This window comes from Tropicimonas sediminicola (genome assembly GCF_900188335.1).
In the GTDB taxonomy this organism is placed as follows: domain Bacteria; phylum Pseudomonadota; class Alphaproteobacteria; order Rhodobacterales; family Rhodobacteraceae; genus Tropicimonas; species Tropicimonas sediminicola.
The window spans coordinates 166,266-183,535 of the sequence record NZ_FZOY01000001.1; the positions used below are offsets into that span (position 1 = coordinate 166,266).

Genomic DNA, 17,270 nt, shown 5'->3' on the forward strand with positions numbered 1-17,270 from the left:
CCCTTAAGTCAAGATGTTTCTCAACCTGCCTGATTTATATGCGGCCTACTGGGAGAGGAGCGCTTCGGCCGTCTGCTCGTCGGTAACCAACCCATTGACGATCTTGCCGGATATCGCGCCAAGGATCGCCGGAAGCTTTTCGAGGCCGCCGGCCACGCCGACCACCAGCTTGTCTTCGCTGGGCGGATCGACCCGGACACCGGCCACGCGGCGGTTCGGGCCGCCATCGAGATAGGATCCCGATTCGTCGTAATACCAGCCCACGATCTCGCCGATTCCACCTGCCATCCGGATCTCTTCGAGCTCTTCGGCCGTCAGGAATCCGTCTTTCAGCATCGGGGCGGAACCGGAGGCCTGGCCGATTCCCACGAAGGTCACGCTTGCCTTGCGCGCCATCGCGAAGTTGCGCCGGACCGGACCGAGGGAATGGAACAGTTCACGTTCGTCCTCGGAGGAGGCGATCACCGGCAGGGGCATCGGGTACTGCCGCGCGCCCACCCGGTCGGCCAGCCGCATCAGCACGTCGAAATGCGAGGCGGAGCCGTCGGGCGAGATATTTCCGTTGAGCGAAACGATCTGGTGATGCGCGCCGTTGAGCGTCGGAACCTGTTCCACCGCCGCGCGCATGGCACGCCCCGTGCCGACAGCGACGACCAGAGGATGCTCGACGCTCAGGATCCGCTCGATCTCGGCGGCGGCGATCGGGGCGATCGCGTGCAGCGGCTGCGCGCCCTCGCCGAGGCTCGGCGCCACCCGGCACAGCCGCAGGCCGCGGCGCATGAACTCCGCCTCCATCTCCAGGCAGCGCGCGATACGATGGTCGAGGTGGAAGTGGATCAGCCCTTCCGACACGGCGCGGGCAACGAGACGCTGGGCGCGCTGGCGCGAAATGCCGAGTTCCTGCGCGATCTGGTCCTGGGTCTTCTGGCCGACGTAGTAGAGCCAGGCCGCTCGGGCGGCCTGATCGAGCGGCGTTGCCTCGAAAACGGCGGCCTTGAGATCGTTCATCGGGTGACCCCACCTGACTTCAGGTGCGGTACAGGGTGATAGAAATCGGCAAAAGATGCAAATGTCCTGTGCGGCGCTGCCTCGTCGGCGGACGGCTGCGGGGGGCTGTCCTGCATGTGGCTGCCTCCCAGGAACTGCCAGACCTGCATGCCCGCGGCGAGCCCCGCGCGCACCCCGTTCATGCTGTCCTCGATCACCAGGCAGCGCTCCGGACTTGCCCCCATCTGCCTGGCGGCAAAGAGAAACAGATCCGGCGCCGGCTTGCCGTTCGTGACCTGCGAGGCGGTGAACGCGCGGCCCGCGAAGGTCTCGGTCAGGCCGACGAGATCGAGCGACATCGCCAGCCGCTCCGGGCTGGAACTGGTCGCGAGGCAGAAGGGCGTCGCGAGCGAGGCGAGCACATCGCGCACCCCCGGAATGATCCGCAGTTCGTTGCGAAACGCCTCGAGCAGGCGCCGGCGATACTCCGCCTCGAACCTGTCGGGCAGCGCCAGCCCGAACTCCTTGCGGATCTGCTGCAGCACGACCGGATAGCTGCGGCCGAGGAAGTGACGGCGCACGTAGTCGATGTCCACATCGATGCCCCAGGCCGCGAGTTCGGCCACCAGCATCCGTGCCGAGATCAGCTCGCTGTCGATCAGGACACCGTCACAGTCGAAAATGACCAGGTCGATCACTGGCATGAAAGGATCTCCGTCCCCGACGTTGCAGCGCCCGGACGAAACGCCCGGCCGGAGGCCGCAGACTTACGGATTTGTCGTCTGCCCGCAACCGCTTGCGGCACCCCGGTCAGGCTTCGCCGACGTCGTCCATCAGCAGAGTGTCCGGATCGATCCCGCGTTTCTCGGCGCTGGCGCGCACCGCCTCCCGCAGAGCGGCGCTCCGGTTGAGCAGGCGGCGGAAGCGTGCCTCGTCCAGCACGAGCAGGGTCGAGGGCGCGATGGCCCGCACATCGGCGCGATGCGCCTTGCGCATGAGGATCGACATCTGGCCGAACATCTCGCCGCGTCCGAGCCGCCACGTCTGGCCCGCCATCTCCAGTTCCACCGCGCCGGAGGCGATGAAATAGACGCTCTTCGCCGGTGTGGCCTTGCGGAACAGGACCTCTCCGGCGTTGACGTAGCGCGTCTTGAGCGCACGGCCGAGACGCTTGAGCGTGGATTCCTTGAGATCGGTGAAGAGCGGGAACTGCCGCACAAGCTCGATCCTCTGCAGCGCGATGTCGAGCCGCGGGCGCTCCTCCGCCGCGGCGCGGCGGGTGGCGACGTCCTGCATCAGGGCAGTATAGACCTCGGCCCCGATCAGCCCGTCCTCCCGCATGGCGGCGTATTCGCGTTCCTCGAGCCGCAGCGCCGTGCGGCGGATGAAGCGGCGTTCCAGTTCTTCGGCGTAGCCGGGATATTGCAGGCGCAGCCCTTCCAGCGCCGTCTCCACCGCCTCGATCCGGCGCGCCAGCAACTCGCGAAGCAGGTCGGCAACCCGGCGCCCGTGGATCCGGCGGATGCGGCCCTCGATGAAGGTGCCGAGATCGCGCAGGATCAGGCGCTGAGACAGCAGCAGTTCGAACCGGTCTGCCGTCATCCGCGCGAGCGGGCCGGACAGACCGAGGCGGCTGTGCAGGATGACCGCGGCCCGGAACACCGTGCCATAGGCGACGCTCTTGCGCGCGGCGCGCTGGTAGCCACTCCGGCCGCCGCTGTGCGCGCCCTCGATCAGCTGGTCGGCATTCGCCAGCACCTGCTCGGCCATCCGTGCCGAGATCGTACGTTCCCGCATGCGGGCGAGGATCGTGTCCCGCTCGTGGCCGGCCAGCGCGATCAGCCCCAGGGTGATGCGGTCGCGGTCCAGGATGTCGGCGCTTTCCTCCGCCGTCTTGACCGCCGCGTCCAGCCGTTCGCCGAAGCGGATGGCCTCGGAGCGCACGATGTCGTGGGCGAGGTCGTAGTTCTCGGTGCTGCGCGCCACGTCCTCGCGCACCGTCTGCAGCGCCACGGCGACCACCTGCCGCGACAGCGCCTCGTCGATCGGCGACAGTCGGTCCAGTCCGAGCCAGCCGATCACCGCGCGCAGCGTGGTGCCCTGCACGATCAGCGTGAAGAGCGTGAAGCCGGTTGCCAGGATGCCGACCAGTCGCTTGATCTCGACCGGGACAAGGATGCTTTCGGTCACGGCCAGCGCCAGGGCGAGCGTCACCGCGCCCCGGAGCCCGCCCCACAGGATCGCGACCCGGTATGGGCGTTCGACCGGGGGCGAGGCGCGCAGCAGGGTCAGCAGCGGCAGCAACCCGAAAAGGATCACCGCCCGTGCTGCAATGGCGGCGACGATCACCACGCCCACCAGCACGAAATCGGCCGCCCGGACCTCTTCCAGCAGGCGCGGGATGAGCAGGGCGGCGAGGATAAAGATCAGCGCCCCCGCCCAATGGGCCAGCACCGCCCAGAGCTCGCGCAGGTTGGTCCAGGATTGCGGGGGCAGGCGGCCGGGGCCGGTCAGGTTGAGCGTCAGGCCCGCCGCGACCACCGCGATCACGCCCGAGGCGCCGACGATCTGTTCGGCGCCTATATAGGCCAGGTAGGGCAGGGCGACGGAGAGCGAGATCTGCGCCAGCTCGTGACGGCCGAACAGCGACATCAGCCAGACGGCAAAGCGCGCCGCGACCCAGCCGGTGACGGCGCCGCCCACGATCAGCATCGGAAACTGGGCGAGCGCATCGCCGAGATCCGGATCCGGCATCCCGAGCATCACGAAGCCCATGAACAGGCCGAACAGCGCGATCGCGGCGGCGTCGTTCAGCAGGCTTTCGCCCTCGATGATCCGAGCCAGCCGGCGGGGGGCGGAGAGCGACCGGAAGATCGAGACGACCGCCGACGGGTCCGTGGTGGAGACGATGGAGCCGATCAGCAGGCAGGCCGCCAGCGGGATCGTGCTGGTCCAGGAGAGCGCATAGCCGACCCCCAGCGTCGCCACGACGACAGCGACCACCGCCAGCACGAGGATCGGCACCCAGTCGTCGACCATCCGGCGGATGTCCATCTCGATGGTCGCCTGAAAGATCAGCGTCGGCAGGAACACGTAGAGGAACACGTTGGACCGGATCGGCAGCCCGAGGATCGCCTCGGCGACCGGGTTCAGCGCATCGGTCAGCTCGGTGCGTAGGAAGAACGTCGCGCCGGCACCGATCAGGACCCCGAGCACAGCCAGGATCACGCTATAGGGCAGCCGCAACCGCGCCGCGAGCGGCTCGGCCGCGCCGATGACGAAGAAGAGCGACGCGATGACGGTGGTGACCAGAACGATATCCATTTGGACGACCTAACCGGATTTGATGGCCAGCGGAATCGGCATCTCTTCCCTCACGGCCCCGACATGAGCGGCTTTCCGCACCTTGGGCACGAGCCGGCCACCGGGCACGTCCTGACGAGCGTCAGCCGGGCTGCGTGACCTTCCCGGCGACGAAGGGCCGGTTCCGGACCGCCAGCCAGAGGACCGCGCAGATCGTCCCGATCACTGCGAACAGCATTCCGAGCGTCTGGATCAGGTCGTCGGAATGGGCGGCGACGATCTGGACCCCGGCCGCGCCGAGCATCATCGTGACGAAGTGGATCAGAGCGGCCGCCGATCCGGTGTCCCGCTGCTGCTGTTCGAGCATCAGGTTCGCGCCGGGCACCCGCAACAGGATCACCGCGACGGTCGAGATCGCCGCCGCCCCGGCGAACAGGAAGGGCGAGAGGGGGCCGATCAGGGCGATCATCGTCCCGCCGAGCACCACAACCGAAAAGGCTGCGAGGATCAGGGTCTGAACCGGCACTGTCCGCGACAGCCGCATGTAAAGCGTCGGACCGGCTAGCGCGCAGGCGGCATTGAAGGCGAAGATCAGGCTGAAGGCCTGCTCCGACATCCCGAAATTACCGATGTAGACATAGGCGGCGCTGCCGATGAAGGACATCAGGCACATCGGCGCGAGGCCGAAGATCAGTAGCAGGCAGGCGAAGCGCGGGTTGCGCATCACCGTGCCCAGCCGCGCCCAGGACGTCAGCATGGAGCCATCGTATCTCTCCTCCAGCGTCTCCCGGAACAGCGTCACCAGCACCGCCGCGCAGCCGCCGAACAGTGCCAGCACCACGAACATCGCCTGCCAGGAGGCGATCCTGAGCAGGAAAGCCCCGAGCACAGGCGCGATCATCGGGGCGATGATCACCAGCGACATCACTGTTGCCATGATCCGTTCCCGCTCCCGGCCGTCGTAGAGATCCTTGACGATGGACGTCTGCACCACCGTCACCGCGCCGCCGCCGATCCCCTGCAAGGCCCGGAAGGCGATCAGGCCCTCGATGCCGGTCGAGAGCACGCAGCCAAGGCAGGCCAGGATATAGAGCGCGAGCCCGATCAGCAGGATCGGCTTGCGGCCGTATTTCTCGCTCAGAGGCCCCCAGAACAGCATCCCGCAGGCATAGGCGACCATGTAGGCGCCCAGCGTCAGGTTGACGGTGCCGCGGCTGGTCTGGAAGGCCTCCACAAGCTGCGGCAGGGCCGGCAGGTAGAGGTCCATCGTCATGGGCGGAAAAGCCGCGAGGATGATCAGGAGAAACAATATTCCCCTGCGGCCCAGCAGCGGCTGCTCGGTTTTCATGATCTGTGTCTCCTGAACGGCAATGCCGCCTAGAACGCCAGTTGCTCGAAACGGATATGCCGACGGGGCACGCCGAGCGATTTCAGTGTGCGGACGACAAGGCGGGTCATCTGGGGCGGGCCACAGACGTAGAAGGCGGCCTTGGCGATCTGGTCGGCGTCGAGTTTGCGGGAAAGGACCATCCGGTCGATGAGGCCGCGCTCGGCGCCGTCGCCGGCGTTCTCGAGCACCAGCGTCGCCTTGAAGTCGGCCATCTGCGCCTCGGCGGCGGCGATCTCGTCCCGCGCCACCACGTCTTCGGGATTGCGGCTGCCGTAGATCAGCCGGACCCGCCGCGTGCAGCCCTGGTCCCGCAGCGCGCGGAGCAGGCCGAGGATCGGGCCGATCCCGACGCCGCCGGCGATCAGCACGATGTCCTGCGACGCGGCAATCTCCAGCGTGAAATCACCGAAGGGCCCGTCGAGATAGACCCTCTGCCCGGGTGCGAGTCCGGCCAGGTCCGAGGTGTAGTCGCCGAGATTGCGGACCACGAAGGAAAGCCGCGGCAGGTCCCGTGGGGTGGAAGCGATGGAGAACGGGTGCTCCGTCAGGTTGCCCGCATGGCCGCTGGTGTTGATCCAGGCGAACTGGCCTGCCCTGAAATCGAACGGAAAATCGCCGTCCTTCTCGATGGTGAGCAGCGTGTCCCGGGCGCTGGCCCGCTCGACGGCGGCCACGCGGAAAGGGCGGCGCGCGCGCCGGTAGGGGTGCCACAGGTAGGTGTCGAGCAGCGAGGCGACGGCCGCGGCGCAGAGCGCAATCCACATCGCGTCGAACCAGTGGTTGTAGACGCCGTGGCGACCGTTGGTGATTGCGTGCAGTGTGGCGAGCACGGCCACGACGGCAAATCCGACACCGTGCGACAACCGCCACGCTTCGTAGCTCATCGGCAGGCGGTCCTTGAAGACCGACGTCAGTACCAGCACCGCCATCAACGCCATGGCATAGACGCCCGTGGCGGTCTCGGGCGCGGTGAAGGTCAGCCAGATGTCCGAGGCCGCAAGCTGCGGCGCCACGATGAAGCGGGGCAGCACGATCAGGAACGGGTGCAGGACGAACAGCGCCGCGATCCATTGTCCGGCCTTGCGGTGCAGCAGCATGGACTGGTCCAGCCCCGCGCGGCGCACGAACCAGCCGATCCGGCCCGCCAGCACGAATTGCAGCAACATGGCCGCCAGCCCCGCGACGGAGAGCGCGGTGACAAGCTCGGTGTAGACGTTGCGGATCTCCAGACCCTGGCTGAGCGCGAGGCCGTAGGGCAGCAGCACCAGCGCAGCGAGCCACACCAGCAGGCGGGGGAGGGTGACGGCGCCGGAGCGGGGCGTGGTGTTGGAAATGTCAGTCATGCCGATATGCTCCCTCAGGCCCAGGAAACCAGGGGCAGGATGGATTTGTCGGGTGTGAGCGTGATGGCGTCCACCGGGCAGGCGAGCCGGCAGAGGTGGCAGATCTGGCAGGCCTCCTGGTGCGCGATGAAAGCCAGGCCCGTGTCCGGGTCCATCCGGAGCACGTCGGTCGGGCAGGCCTTCACGCAGTTCTCGCACCCGGTGCAGCCGTGTATACGTTCGATTGGCATCTCTGGTGTCTCCCTCAGCCGGCCTGACCCGTGGCGCGGAATGCGTCCTCGCCGGGATAGGATCGGGGATAGGTGTCGCGGTAGCTGGCGGAGGCGTCGGGTTTCCACGCTTCGGGCAGCATGTGCTTGGACATCCGCATCGCCCCGTCCGTGCCCCTGCGCATCAGCACCCAGCAATGCCAGTCGTCGTCGTTGCGGGCCGGGTAGTCCTCGCGGAAGTGCGTGCCGCGGCTTTCGGTGCGGAAGAGGCCCGCGCGCAGCTTCATCTCGGCATTGAGCAGCATGTTGGCCGTCTCGTGCGCCAGCCGAAGCTCGTGCCCGGAGCTTGCGATCAGGTTCGGCACGATGTGCTTGCGCAGGTACTCGATAGACGACAGTGCGCCCGCCAGGCGGCGTTCCTCCTTGATGTAGAGGATGTGGAAGGGCGTCATCGTGCCCTGCAGCACCTGCGTCACCCAGTCGGGCGAATAGCCCTGCTGGCGCTCGCGCGGCGCCCACATGGCGGCGATCTTGGTGTCGATTTCCGATTGCGGAACCTCGGAGGTCGACGTCGCGGCCACGGCCTCGCTGGCGAAGCGGGCCGCGCGCCGTCCCTGGATGGCGGAGCCGTAGGAGGAGAAACCTCGCCCCGGATAGGACGCGCCGCAGAGCATCGAGCCAAGTGCGTCGCCCGCGGCGTAGAGCCCTTCGACCCCGTCGGCCTTGCAGGTGTAGTCCGCGCAGAAGACCCCTTCGGACTTGTGCACGCCCATGCCGGCGGTGGCGCCGCCCACCTGGTAGCCCTTGTTCGGGCCGTCCCCCGGCGGCGGACCTTCGGGCGGCAGGCCGAAGTCGAGGGTCAGCCCCTCCCGCGCCAGGAACCCCTTGCCCTTGTAGGCGAGGTTCTTTTCGGCTGCGGCGGCCATCGCGGCCATGTCCGGGGGCATCTCGGTGCCGCCACCGGGAGCGCCGCCGCCGCGCGCGACGCCGCTTGCGGAAGCCCGGAGCGCCGCGTCGATGGTCAGGCCGCCGGTCGCGCGGTCCGGCGCGCCGACCATGATGAATGCGCCGGTCACCTCCTGCGCCCAGTTCCAGTTCTGGTAGGAGGCGGCCGAATGGTTCGAGAAAGTGCCGTGGGTGTCGTGGAACTCCTTGCCGGTGATCGCGGCGCCGGCCTCGTAGGCCATCGCGTCGCCGTCGAAGGTCTGGCCCCAGTTGGGGAAACCCGGACTCTTGTAAGCGCCGGCGCCGGTGCAGAGGATCGTGGCCTTTGCCGTCACCGTTATCGCGCGGCAGTCCTGCGAGGTGTCGTCGAAGGTGAAGCCCACCGCGCCGGCGACACGGCCGGCCGCATCCTTGAGCAGGCTTGTCACCATCACCCGCTCGACGATCTCGACGCCATTCTCCTCCAGAACCCGGCGGAACACCCTTGAGCGTTCGAAGGGCTTGCACCGGCTCGCGCCCCAGGCGTCGAGCGTGTCGAGGATCGAGAGCGACTCGTCCATGAAGATGTCGAACCAGCCGCGGTCGTTGATCCATTCGCAATTGGTGGACATGTTCTCCATCCACTCTTCGCGGTCGTAGATCGCCGGGTCGAAGGGTCGGCTGTCGGAGGCCCAGGGCGAGAGGCCGGACCAGCCGACCGACCCCTTGTCGAGCATCAGGACGCGCTGGCCCTTCTGGCTGGCCTCGACGGCGGCGAAGGTGCCGGCAAATCCGCTGCCGATCACCAGCACGTCGGTGTCGTAGCTCTCCTTTACCGACTGGCCCATCGGACGGGCGCCGAGGTTGCGGATGACAGCGGGTGCGGCGAGGGCGGTGGCGCCGACCGCGCCGATGGTCAGCAGGTCGCGCCGCGAAAGGGTCGAAAAGGGCGTGCGCCCCGGGGGATTCCTGGTCATGTGGTGTTCCTTGGGCTGGGACACGGGCCGCATGGGGCCCGCCGCGCGTCGTGGCTCGCGGGAAGCTCAAGGATCAGATAGGGAACGCAGGGCCGCAGGTCGTGCGGCCCGCTGATCCCGAACCGTCTGCGGGCCCGGGGGAGCGTCCGAATACGGCGGCGGACCGGAAAGCGGTTTGGAGTCAGGGGGCTGGGGGCCGCTAAGTCAGGACTTCTGTTCGCGATACTGCGACGGCGTCATGCCGGTCAGGCGCTTGAATGCCGTGTTGAAGGTCGACTTGGAGTTGAACCCGCAGTCGTAGGCGATCTCCAGCAGCGTCCGGTCGGCGGCTTCGGGGGCTCGCAACGTCTGCTTCACCGTCTCGATCCGGTACTCATTGACGAAGAGGTAGAAGTTCTTGCCGTAGCGCTCGCTTATCACCTGCGTCAGGTGGTGGCGCGGCACGGCCATGCGCTTGGCGAGTTTCTCGATGGTCAGCTCGGCGTCCATATATGGTTGCCCGGCGCGCATGTAGGCGTCGAGCCGTCTGGCGATCGTCTCGGCGCGTTCCTCGGTCAGGCCGGAGCGGCTGTAGCGGGGGCTTGCGGGGTCCTCGGACGTGTCGGCGCGTGGCTCGGCCGGCTCCGGTGCGACGGTGGTGGGGCGGCGGCGGCTCCGCTTCTGGGTGTCCTCCGGAACGGAGGCCGCCTCGGGCTGGCGGTCGAACACCTGCGTCTGCCTCAGGCCGAAGAAGCTCAGCACGAGGATAAGCGCGACCAGCGTGGCGATGTGGACGTCGAGCAGGGCGGGCAGCGACAGCGCCGAGCCGAGGAAGAGCAGCAGGAACACGCAGAACACGCCGAGCGTGATCCAGTAGAGCCAGACCAGCGTGATCCGGCTCGACAGTTCGGAGAAGTGATCGACGACCTCTCTCCCGTGCTGGCGGAGGCGTCGGACGACCGCGCCGGTATAGACCAGGAGCAGCAGAAGGTTCACCGCACCGATGCTGCGCACCGTTGTGCCGAAGGCCGCGGCGTCCGGGTTCGGCATCGCGGGTTTCCAGCCGAACAGCAACTGCACCGCGCTCACTGCGGCAAACGGCAGGAAATGCAGGAGATGGCCGCGCCTGATCCGCCCGACATCGCCGGTGAGCGTTTCGACATAGAGCCACAGGAACGGCCCGTAGGTGAGCGGGTAGATCAGGTTGGACGTCAGCAGCGGGATCGAGACGCCCTCGAGCCGCTGGGCCGCGATCCCGGACAGCAGCGGCAGCGCCATGAAAACCATCCAGAGGGCGAGAACCGTGTCGTTCAGCGTCCGCTCGCGCTTGGTGGCGAGGAAGATCGCGGTGAAGGACGCGTGGACGGCCCCGATGTAGATGAGTTCTTCCATCCTGTTCAGCCGCCGGCTTGAAGGGTAACGCGGCCGGTGATCCCACAGATCCCCCCGTGCCGCAATCGCCATTCCCCTTCACCCGTGCGTCCCGACCGCCCCGGGCGCGTCACCGGGCGTTGACCGAGCGCTCCCGCATAAAGGTATAGAGGCCGCTGGCCACGATGATCAGCGCGCCGAGTAGCATGATCGGCTGCGGCACCTCACCGAAGAACAGGAAGCCGTAGACGAGACCGAAGACCAGCGAGACATATCGGAAGGGCGAGATCACCGCGATCTCTCCGAAGCGCATGGCAAGGACCATCGCGAGAAAGCCGACCAGCAGGAAGCAGGCGCCGGCAAAGATCAGGCCGAGCTGCGTTGGGGTCACGGGCGCCCAGTTGCCCTGTATCAGCAGGATCGCGCCGCTCAGAACCAGCAGCGCCGCCGAGCCGAGGCTGGCGAGAAGAGAGGCGGGGACGCTCGCGCCCAGCTTACGGGTCACGATGTCCCTGACGCAGATGCAGGCCACGGCCAGCAGCACGAAGACGGCGCCCGGACCGACGGCCTCCGAGCCCGGCCGGGCGATCAGCAGCACGCCGGCAAAGCCCGTGGCGATGGCGATCAGGCGCCGTGGGCCGATCGGCTGGGCGAGAAAGACCGCGGCGGCCAGCGTCACGGCGAGTGGCTGAAGCTGGAAGATCGCCGTGCCGGTGCCGAGCGGCATCATCGTCAGGGCGATCATGTAGAAACAGACGATGCCGCATTCGCCGAGCGTGCGGAGGGTGATCAGCCGGGTCTCGCGCGGGGACGGGCGCGCGCGAAATGCGCCGTCGCGCAGCGCCAGCGCCACGAGCCCGATGGTCATGAAGATGTGCCGAATGAAGATGACCTGAAACAGTGGCATCTCCTGCGCGAGGCTCTTCACCACCGTATCCGAGGTCAGCATAGTGGCCATCGCGAGAACCATGAACAGGATGCCGCGGGTATTTTCGTTCATCTTGAGCGCTTTCCGAGCTGGCGCCGGCCATGCCGGTCGGCTGCGTTATGCGGTCGTCCGGCGGGATCGGCAACGGTCGATCGGTCGCGTTCCGAAAGCGCGGCGCTCACATCAGCCCGAGCATGCGCGGCAGCGCCAGCGAGATCGCCGGCACGAAGGTGACCAGCAGGAGCCCCACCACCTGCACTGCGAAGATCGGCAGCAGGGGGCGGATGACGCTGGTGATCTTCTCGCCGGTGATGGAGCAGGAGACGAAGAGCACGGTGCCCACCGGTGGCGTAACGATGCCGAGCGCGAGGTTGTAGACGAGGATGATGCCGAAATGCACCGGGTCGATCCCCATCTCGGTCACCACCGGGTAGAGGATCGGGGTGAAGATCAGCATCGCGGGCGACATGTCCATGAAGACGCCGACGATCAGCAGCACGAGGTTGATCAGGAGCAGTAGCAGGATCTTGTTCTGCGTGATGGTTGTCAGCAGCTCGCCCACCGTGGCGGGGATCGAGGCAAAGGTCATCGACCAGCTCATCATCGCAGAGCAGGCGATCAGGAACAGGATCACGCCCGAGACCGCCGCGGTTTCCGAAAGGACGTCGAGCAGTGCCCGCGGTGACAGGCTGCGATAGAGCAGCGCAAGGACGAAGCTGTAGAGCACCGCGATGCCCGAGCCTTCGATCGCCGTGAAGGCCCCGCCGAGGATGCCGCCGATGACGATCAGAACGAGCAGCAGGCTGGGTGCCGCGCGCAGGAACACCCGCAGCACCTCGCCGAGGCTGTGCCGGGCGTTCTCGCTCTCGTAGCCGAGCCGGCGGGCGTGCCACCAGGCCACCAGCATGACCGCGCCGCCCATGATGATGCCGGGCAGGTAGCCCGCGATGAACAGCGCGATGATCGAGGCGGAGCCGCCGGTGATCAGCGAATAGACGATGAGTGCGCCTGAGGGCGGGATCAGCATGCCCGCCGGGGCGGAGGCCGCGTTGACGGCGGTGCTGACCGCCATGTCGTAACCCTTTTCGCGCGCGACCGGCGTGATGATCCCGCCGATTGCCGTGGAGGCCGCAATGCCGGAGCCGGAGAGCGTGCCGAAGAGCATGTTGGCCAGCACGTTGGACTGCCACAGGCTGCCCGGGATCCGCCCGCCGAGGATCATGGCGAGGTCGATCAGCCGCCGCGCGAGGCCGGTCCGGTTCATGATGTTGCCGGCGAGGATGAAGAAGGGCAGGGCGAGGAAGCCGAAGCTGTCGATCCCGTTGAAGACGGTCTCGCCCACGGTGGGAAAGACCAGATCGGGCGGCAGTTGCAGCGAGAGGGTGAAGACCCCGGCAAAGGCCAGTCCGATGGCGATGGGCGCGCCGATCAGCAGGAAGACCGTGAAGGTGACAAAGAGCACGACCAGCGAGCTGAGCTCCAGCCGCTCCACGATCATCGTCTGAGCCCATCCGCTCGCCAGAAGCGCGGCCAGCGTGACGCCCAGAGCGGCAATGACCGCGGCGGCGGAAATCAGTGCCGCGAGCTGCGCCTCGCCGCTGCGCAGCTTCCGTGCGATGAGCGCGACCTGGGAGACCTCCATCAGCACCCCGCAGATCAGCACGACCAGCTGCAACGTGCCCATCGGGATCTGCAGGATCGGCGTCTTCATGAAGGTGTTGTTGAAATAGCTCTGCCAGCCGCCCCAGATCAGGATCGCGCCGAATACCATGATCAGCAGCGCATTGAGCACGCCGAACCAGTTGGCAGCCCGTTCCGGCAGAAGGTCGAGCACGAGCGTCAGGCTCAGGTGCTGCCCGCGCATGAAGCAGTATCCGGCCGCGAGAAAGCCCATCCAGATGAGCGAGAAGCGCAGCACTTCCTCGGTGACAACGCTGGGGGAGTTGAACAGGTAGCGGGAGAAGACCTGGTAGCAGATCGCCGTCGCCATGACCGCGAGAAGCGCCGCGACGACGACGGACAATGTCCGGCCGAGCGCGGCGTAGGCGCCGCCGAAATGCCGGATGACGCCGCTCTCCGTGTGGACGCCGAGTTCGCTGCTTTCCATGATCTCCCCCTTCAACCGGGGCGCGGCCGCAGGCTGCTCCCCTGAACGCGGCACCGGGCGACGCCTGCCGCCCGATGCCAGATCCGGCTTCGAGACCTCAGAACTCGCGGTTCTCGATCTGGAAGATCGTTTCGATCAGCGGCTTCTTGGCCTCGTCGGCGCGCGCGGCCTCGTACATCGGGCCGACGGCCGCGATGAAGGGGGCGGTGTCCACCTTGATGACCTCGACGCCCATCTCGTCGACCGCCTGCTGGAGTTGCTTTGCCTCGGTCGCGTCGGCAAATGCGATGGATTCGAGGCTGACCTTCTCGAATTCCTCGACCACGGCGGCGAGATCCTCGTCGGAGAGGTCTTCGCGGAAGCGGACGGAGGTCACCACGAAGTCGGTGAGTCGGGTCTGGTTAGTTTCCAGCGCGTATTTCGCGACCTCGCCGAAATTGGCGACATAAAGGCCGGCAAGCCCGCCTTCGGCACCATCGACGATGCCCTGCTGCAGGCCGGAATAGAGCTCGCCGAAGGGCAGCGGCGTCGGCACCGCGCCAAAGAGGTTCAGCATCTCGATATAGGTCGGGCTCGACATCGTGCGCAGCTTCATGCCCTTGATGTCGTCGATGCTCTCGACCGGCTTGGTGGTGTAGATGCTGCGGAAGCCCGAGGAGAGGAAGCCGAGCGGCCAGAAATTGTGCTGTTCCGCGGCGGCGAAGAGCGCGTCACGCACCTCCGGGTTGGTCATCACGGCGCCGTATTCCTCCGACGTGCGGAAGACGTAGGGCAGGTTCACCACGCCGAACGCGGGGATCACGTTTTCCAGGGCGGCGGAGTTGATCAGGCCCGCATCCACCACGCCCCGCTGGATCTGCTGGAAATACTGCAGCTGGTCGCCAAGCTGGCCGTTCATGAACAGCTCGAACTCGACGCGCCCCTCGGTGCGCTCGGCCACGGCGTCGGCGAACTGCTTGATCAGCTGGCCGGCGGTGCTGTCGTCGGAGACGTTGGTGGCCAGCCGATAGCTCTTGGCGGCGGCAGGCACCGCCATGGCCGAGATCATCAGCGCGGCAATCAATGGTTTCTTCGCAATCTTCAGGATGTCCATGGGTTCCTCCATCTGCTTCGTGGGCCCGTGCGGTTCCTCCGCCCATCGGAAGGCTTTCGTTCTTGCGAAACTTTCGGCGTTGGCTGTGGCCGCGGCTGATCGATCCTGGTCTGGAATCACGCTTCACTTCACGAGCTGCCGAAAACTAGGCCGAAAACGAGATTATCGTCAATAAAGATTTCGCAATTGACGAAAGTTTCGCATTGTGCGAAAGATGGCGTCAGAGGAGGCCGTCATGGACAGCAAGTCATCAAGCTATTTCGCGTCGGACGAGATTGCCGCGGGGAATGCCGCCTATGCGGACGCTCTGGGCAGGGTGGTTGACCGGACGCGGGAATTGCTGCTGGTGGCCGGTCTGCGCAACCCGCGGATCGGTGAGGCGGGCGGCGGCACCCGGTGGGTCTGGTGCGAAGGCTACGACTGGGTCATGGGCTTCTTTTCCGGCCAGCTGTGGCTGAGCTTCCAGCTCAGCGGCGATCCGGTGTTCTCCGGTGCGGCCCGTGCGCGGCGCGCGCAGTTCCAGTGGGTTCTGGATAATCGCCGGGCCCAGGACCACGACCTCGGGTTCCTGTTCTCCCTGCATTCGGTCGCGGACTGGCGGATGACTGGTGACCCCGCCGCGCGCGAGATGGCGCTCGCGGCGGCGCGCATCCTGATGTCCCGCTTTCGCGAGGAGGGCGGCTACATCCAGGCCTGGTCGCCGTCCGGCCCCGATGATCGCGCCCGCTCGAAATTCGCCAACGGACGGATGATCGCCGACACGATGCAGAACCTCGCCCTGCTGCACTGGGCGCATCGGGAGACCGGGCGGCAGGATTTCCGGGAGGTGGCTGATGGCCACGCCGCCACCACCGCCCGCTACCTCCTGCGGGAGGACGGCACCAGTTTTCACACATATGTCTTCGATCCGGCGACGGGAGAGCCGCTGCGGGGTGAAACGCATCAGGGATATGCAGACGAGTCCTGCTGGTCCCGGGGGCAGGCCTGGCTGCTGCACGGTTTCGCCCAATGCCACGCAGCGACAGGCGCGGCGGAATGGCTGGACGCGGCGCGCAAGGTGGCGCACCGGACCGAGGCCCTGATGGGCGAGAGCGCCGTGCCGGTCTGGGACTTCGCGCTGCCGGCGGACGGCACCCACCCGGTGGACAGCTCCGCTGGCGCCGTCATGGCGGCAGGCCTGCTGCTGCTCGCCAGCCTGACCGAGGGCGACGAGGCCGCGCGATGGCGGGCCTTCGGCGAGCGCTGCCTCGACGGCCTGCTCGCGAGTTGCGACCTGACCGGGGATCCGACGGCGCAGGGATTGCTCGCGCATGGGGCGGCCTTCGTCCATTCCGGGCGCAGCGACACGATGCTGCCCTATGGCGATTACTATTTCATGGAGGCGTTGATGCGCGCCCAGGGCCATGCAGACTTCTTCTGGTGAACCCGGGCGAGGCGGCCGCCCCGGTGCTTGCGGCCGCGGCGGCGGGCGGGTTAAGTTTCGCGAGGCCCGAAACCCTTTCATCGACCTGACCAGTGGAGCCAGCGCCCGTGGATGCAGAAACCCCGGAAGAACCGACGCTGAAGGACATCGCCCGCGAGGCGGGCGTCTCGGTCGCCGCGGTCTCCAAGGTGCTGAACAACCGCGAGGGCGTCGGCGCGGAGACGCGGGAGCGGATCTCCCGCATCGCCCGGGATCTCGGCTATCGCGGTCGGGGCGGGCGCGGCGCGGCGCGGGGGCTTGCGCGGGCGACGCTGGTCACGCTCGACCGTTACGTGATGAACGATGCGTTCTACGGCGCCATCATCGCGGGGATCCTCTCGCATGGGAAGGCGGCGGATATCGACATCAGCGTCTCGGTGGTCGCCGGTACGGAGCCGCGCTGCCTGCAGCAGCGGTTCCGGGACGAGCCGCCGACGGCGTTGGTGCTTGTCGGGATCGACCAGCTGGAGCTCGTGTCGGAGGCGGTGGCGTTCGGCTGCCCTGCGGTCATCGTCAACGGAATGGACCGGACGATGCGGCTGCCCAGCGTCTCGCCGGACTATCACTTCGGGGCCTGGACGGCGACGCGGCACCTGCTCTCGCTCGGCCATCGCGACATCGTCCATGTGACCCATCCCTACCGCGAATCCATCGTCCGGCGCGTGGACGGCTTCCGCAATGCGCTGGAGGAGGCGGGCATCGGCTTCAGTGCCGAGCGCAACCTGCTCGACCTCGGGTCGCCGGAGATGATGACGCTGGCGGCCGGGGGGGCGATCGGCGCCTACCTGGACCGTCGCGACCGGCTGCCCGATGCACTGTTCTGCGTGAACGACATCGTGGCGCTCGGCGCGATCCAGGAGTTGCAGGCGCGGGGGCTGTCGGTGCCCGGCGATATCTCGATCATGGGGTTCGACGGTCTGCCGATCGGCGCCCATTCGACACCGGCGCTGACCTCGATGGAGACCGACCGCGAGGCGCTTGGCCGGATCGCGATCCAGCTGCTGGCCGAGCGCGCCGAGTTCCCTCAGCGGGCGGTGCAGCGCGTCACGGTCGGGGTGCACATCGAAGATCGTCAATCGACCGGGCCGCGCCGGGGCTGAGGCCAAAGCGCGCCAATCCGTATCGCCAATTCCGTTTGGACGACGCCTTTGCCGCCGCGTGCGGTGCAGGCTGCGTCCGCGCCCGGCGGGTGCCCCC

Annotated in this window: 13 protein-coding genes; 2 read left to right on the plus strand and 11 right to left on the minus strand. The window is 67.3% G+C overall.

Features of this window, described 5'->3' with window-relative positions; all coding sequences use genetic code 11:
• Nucleotides 1-45 precede the first annotated feature (45 nt).
• The 11 genes from CHB86_RS00780 to dctP form a co-directional block, all read right to left on the minus strand.
• Nucleotides 46-1,008 carry a sugar-binding transcriptional regulator gene (locus CHB86_RS00780; RefSeq protein WP_089230648.1) on the minus strand — a complete coding sequence of 321 codons (963 nt, stop codon included), beginning with the start codon at nucleotides 1,006-1,008 and terminating at the stop codon, nucleotides 46-48.
• Entirely contained in the window at nucleotides 1,005-1,691 is a 687-nt protein-coding gene (locus tag CHB86_RS00785) for an HAD family hydrolase (protein WP_089230649.1), read from the minus strand. The genes CHB86_RS00780 and CHB86_RS00785 overlap by 4 nt, the downstream gene beginning before the upstream one ends.
• A gap of 106 nt (nucleotides 1,692-1,797) precedes the next feature.
• A complete protein-coding gene (locus CHB86_RS00790; RefSeq protein WP_089230650.1) occupies nucleotides 1,798-4,311 on the minus strand; it encodes a cation:proton antiporter in 2,514 nt (837 codons plus the stop codon).
• Between the two features lie 121 nt (nucleotides 4,312-4,432).
• Nucleotides 4,433-5,638: a multidrug effflux MFS transporter gene (locus tag CHB86_RS00795; protein ID WP_217898244.1), complete on the minus strand. Its 1,206-nt coding sequence runs from the start codon at nucleotides 5,636-5,638 to the stop codon at nucleotides 4,433-4,435.
• 29 nt (nucleotides 5,639-5,667) lie between these two features.
• Nucleotides 5,668-7,023 (minus strand): ferredoxin reductase family protein, encoded by a 1,356-nt coding sequence (locus CHB86_RS00800; protein WP_089230651.1) that lies wholly within the window; start codon nucleotides 7,021-7,023, stop codon nucleotides 5,668-5,670.
• A gap of 14 nt (nucleotides 7,024-7,037) precedes the next feature.
• The gene (locus CHB86_RS00805) at nucleotides 7,038-7,253 is read right to left on the minus strand and encodes a 4Fe-4S dicluster domain-containing protein (protein ID WP_089230652.1); all 216 of its coding nucleotides are present in this window, start codon (nucleotides 7,251-7,253) and stop codon (nucleotides 7,038-7,040) included.
• Between the two features lie 14 nt (nucleotides 7,254-7,267).
• Nucleotides 7,268-9,133 (minus strand): FAD-dependent oxidoreductase, encoded by a 1,866-nt coding sequence (locus tag CHB86_RS00810; protein WP_217898245.1) that lies wholly within the window; start codon nucleotides 9,131-9,133, stop codon nucleotides 7,268-7,270.
• Between the two features lie 204 nt (nucleotides 9,134-9,337).
• Entirely contained in the window at nucleotides 9,338-10,504 is a 1,167-nt protein-coding gene (locus tag CHB86_RS00815; RefSeq protein WP_141134799.1) for a helix-turn-helix domain-containing protein, read from the minus strand.
• A gap of 109 nt (nucleotides 10,505-10,613) precedes the next feature.
• A complete protein-coding gene (locus tag CHB86_RS00820; protein WP_089230655.1) occupies nucleotides 10,614-11,483 on the minus strand; it encodes a DMT family transporter in 870 nt (289 codons plus the stop codon).
• Between the two features lie 106 nt (nucleotides 11,484-11,589).
• Entirely contained in the window at nucleotides 11,590-13,518 is a 1,929-nt protein-coding gene (locus CHB86_RS00825; RefSeq protein ID WP_217898246.1) for a TRAP transporter large permease, read from the minus strand.
• A 97-nt stretch (nucleotides 13,519-13,615) separates the two neighbouring features.
• Nucleotides 13,616-14,611, minus strand: a complete 996-nt coding sequence (gene dctP, locus CHB86_RS00830; RefSeq protein WP_176442725.1) for a TRAP transporter substrate-binding protein DctP — start codon at nucleotides 14,609-14,611, stop codon at nucleotides 13,616-13,618.
• A gap of 235 nt (nucleotides 14,612-14,846) precedes the next feature.
• Between dctP and CHB86_RS00835 the strand changes: the two genes are divergently transcribed.
• Together CHB86_RS00835 and CHB86_RS00840 are read left to right on the plus strand one after the other, a co-directional pair.
• Entirely contained in the window at nucleotides 14,847-16,034 is a 1,188-nt protein-coding gene (locus tag CHB86_RS00835) for a glycoside hydrolase family 88 protein (RefSeq protein WP_176442726.1), read from the plus strand.
• Nucleotides 16,035-16,141: 107 nt separating this feature from the next.
• Nucleotides 16,142-17,173: a LacI family DNA-binding transcriptional regulator gene (locus CHB86_RS00840; RefSeq protein WP_176442727.1), complete on the plus strand. Its 1,032-nt coding sequence runs from the start codon at nucleotides 16,142-16,144 to the stop codon at nucleotides 17,171-17,173.
• The last annotated feature ends 97 nt before the right edge of the window (nucleotides 17,174-17,270 follow it).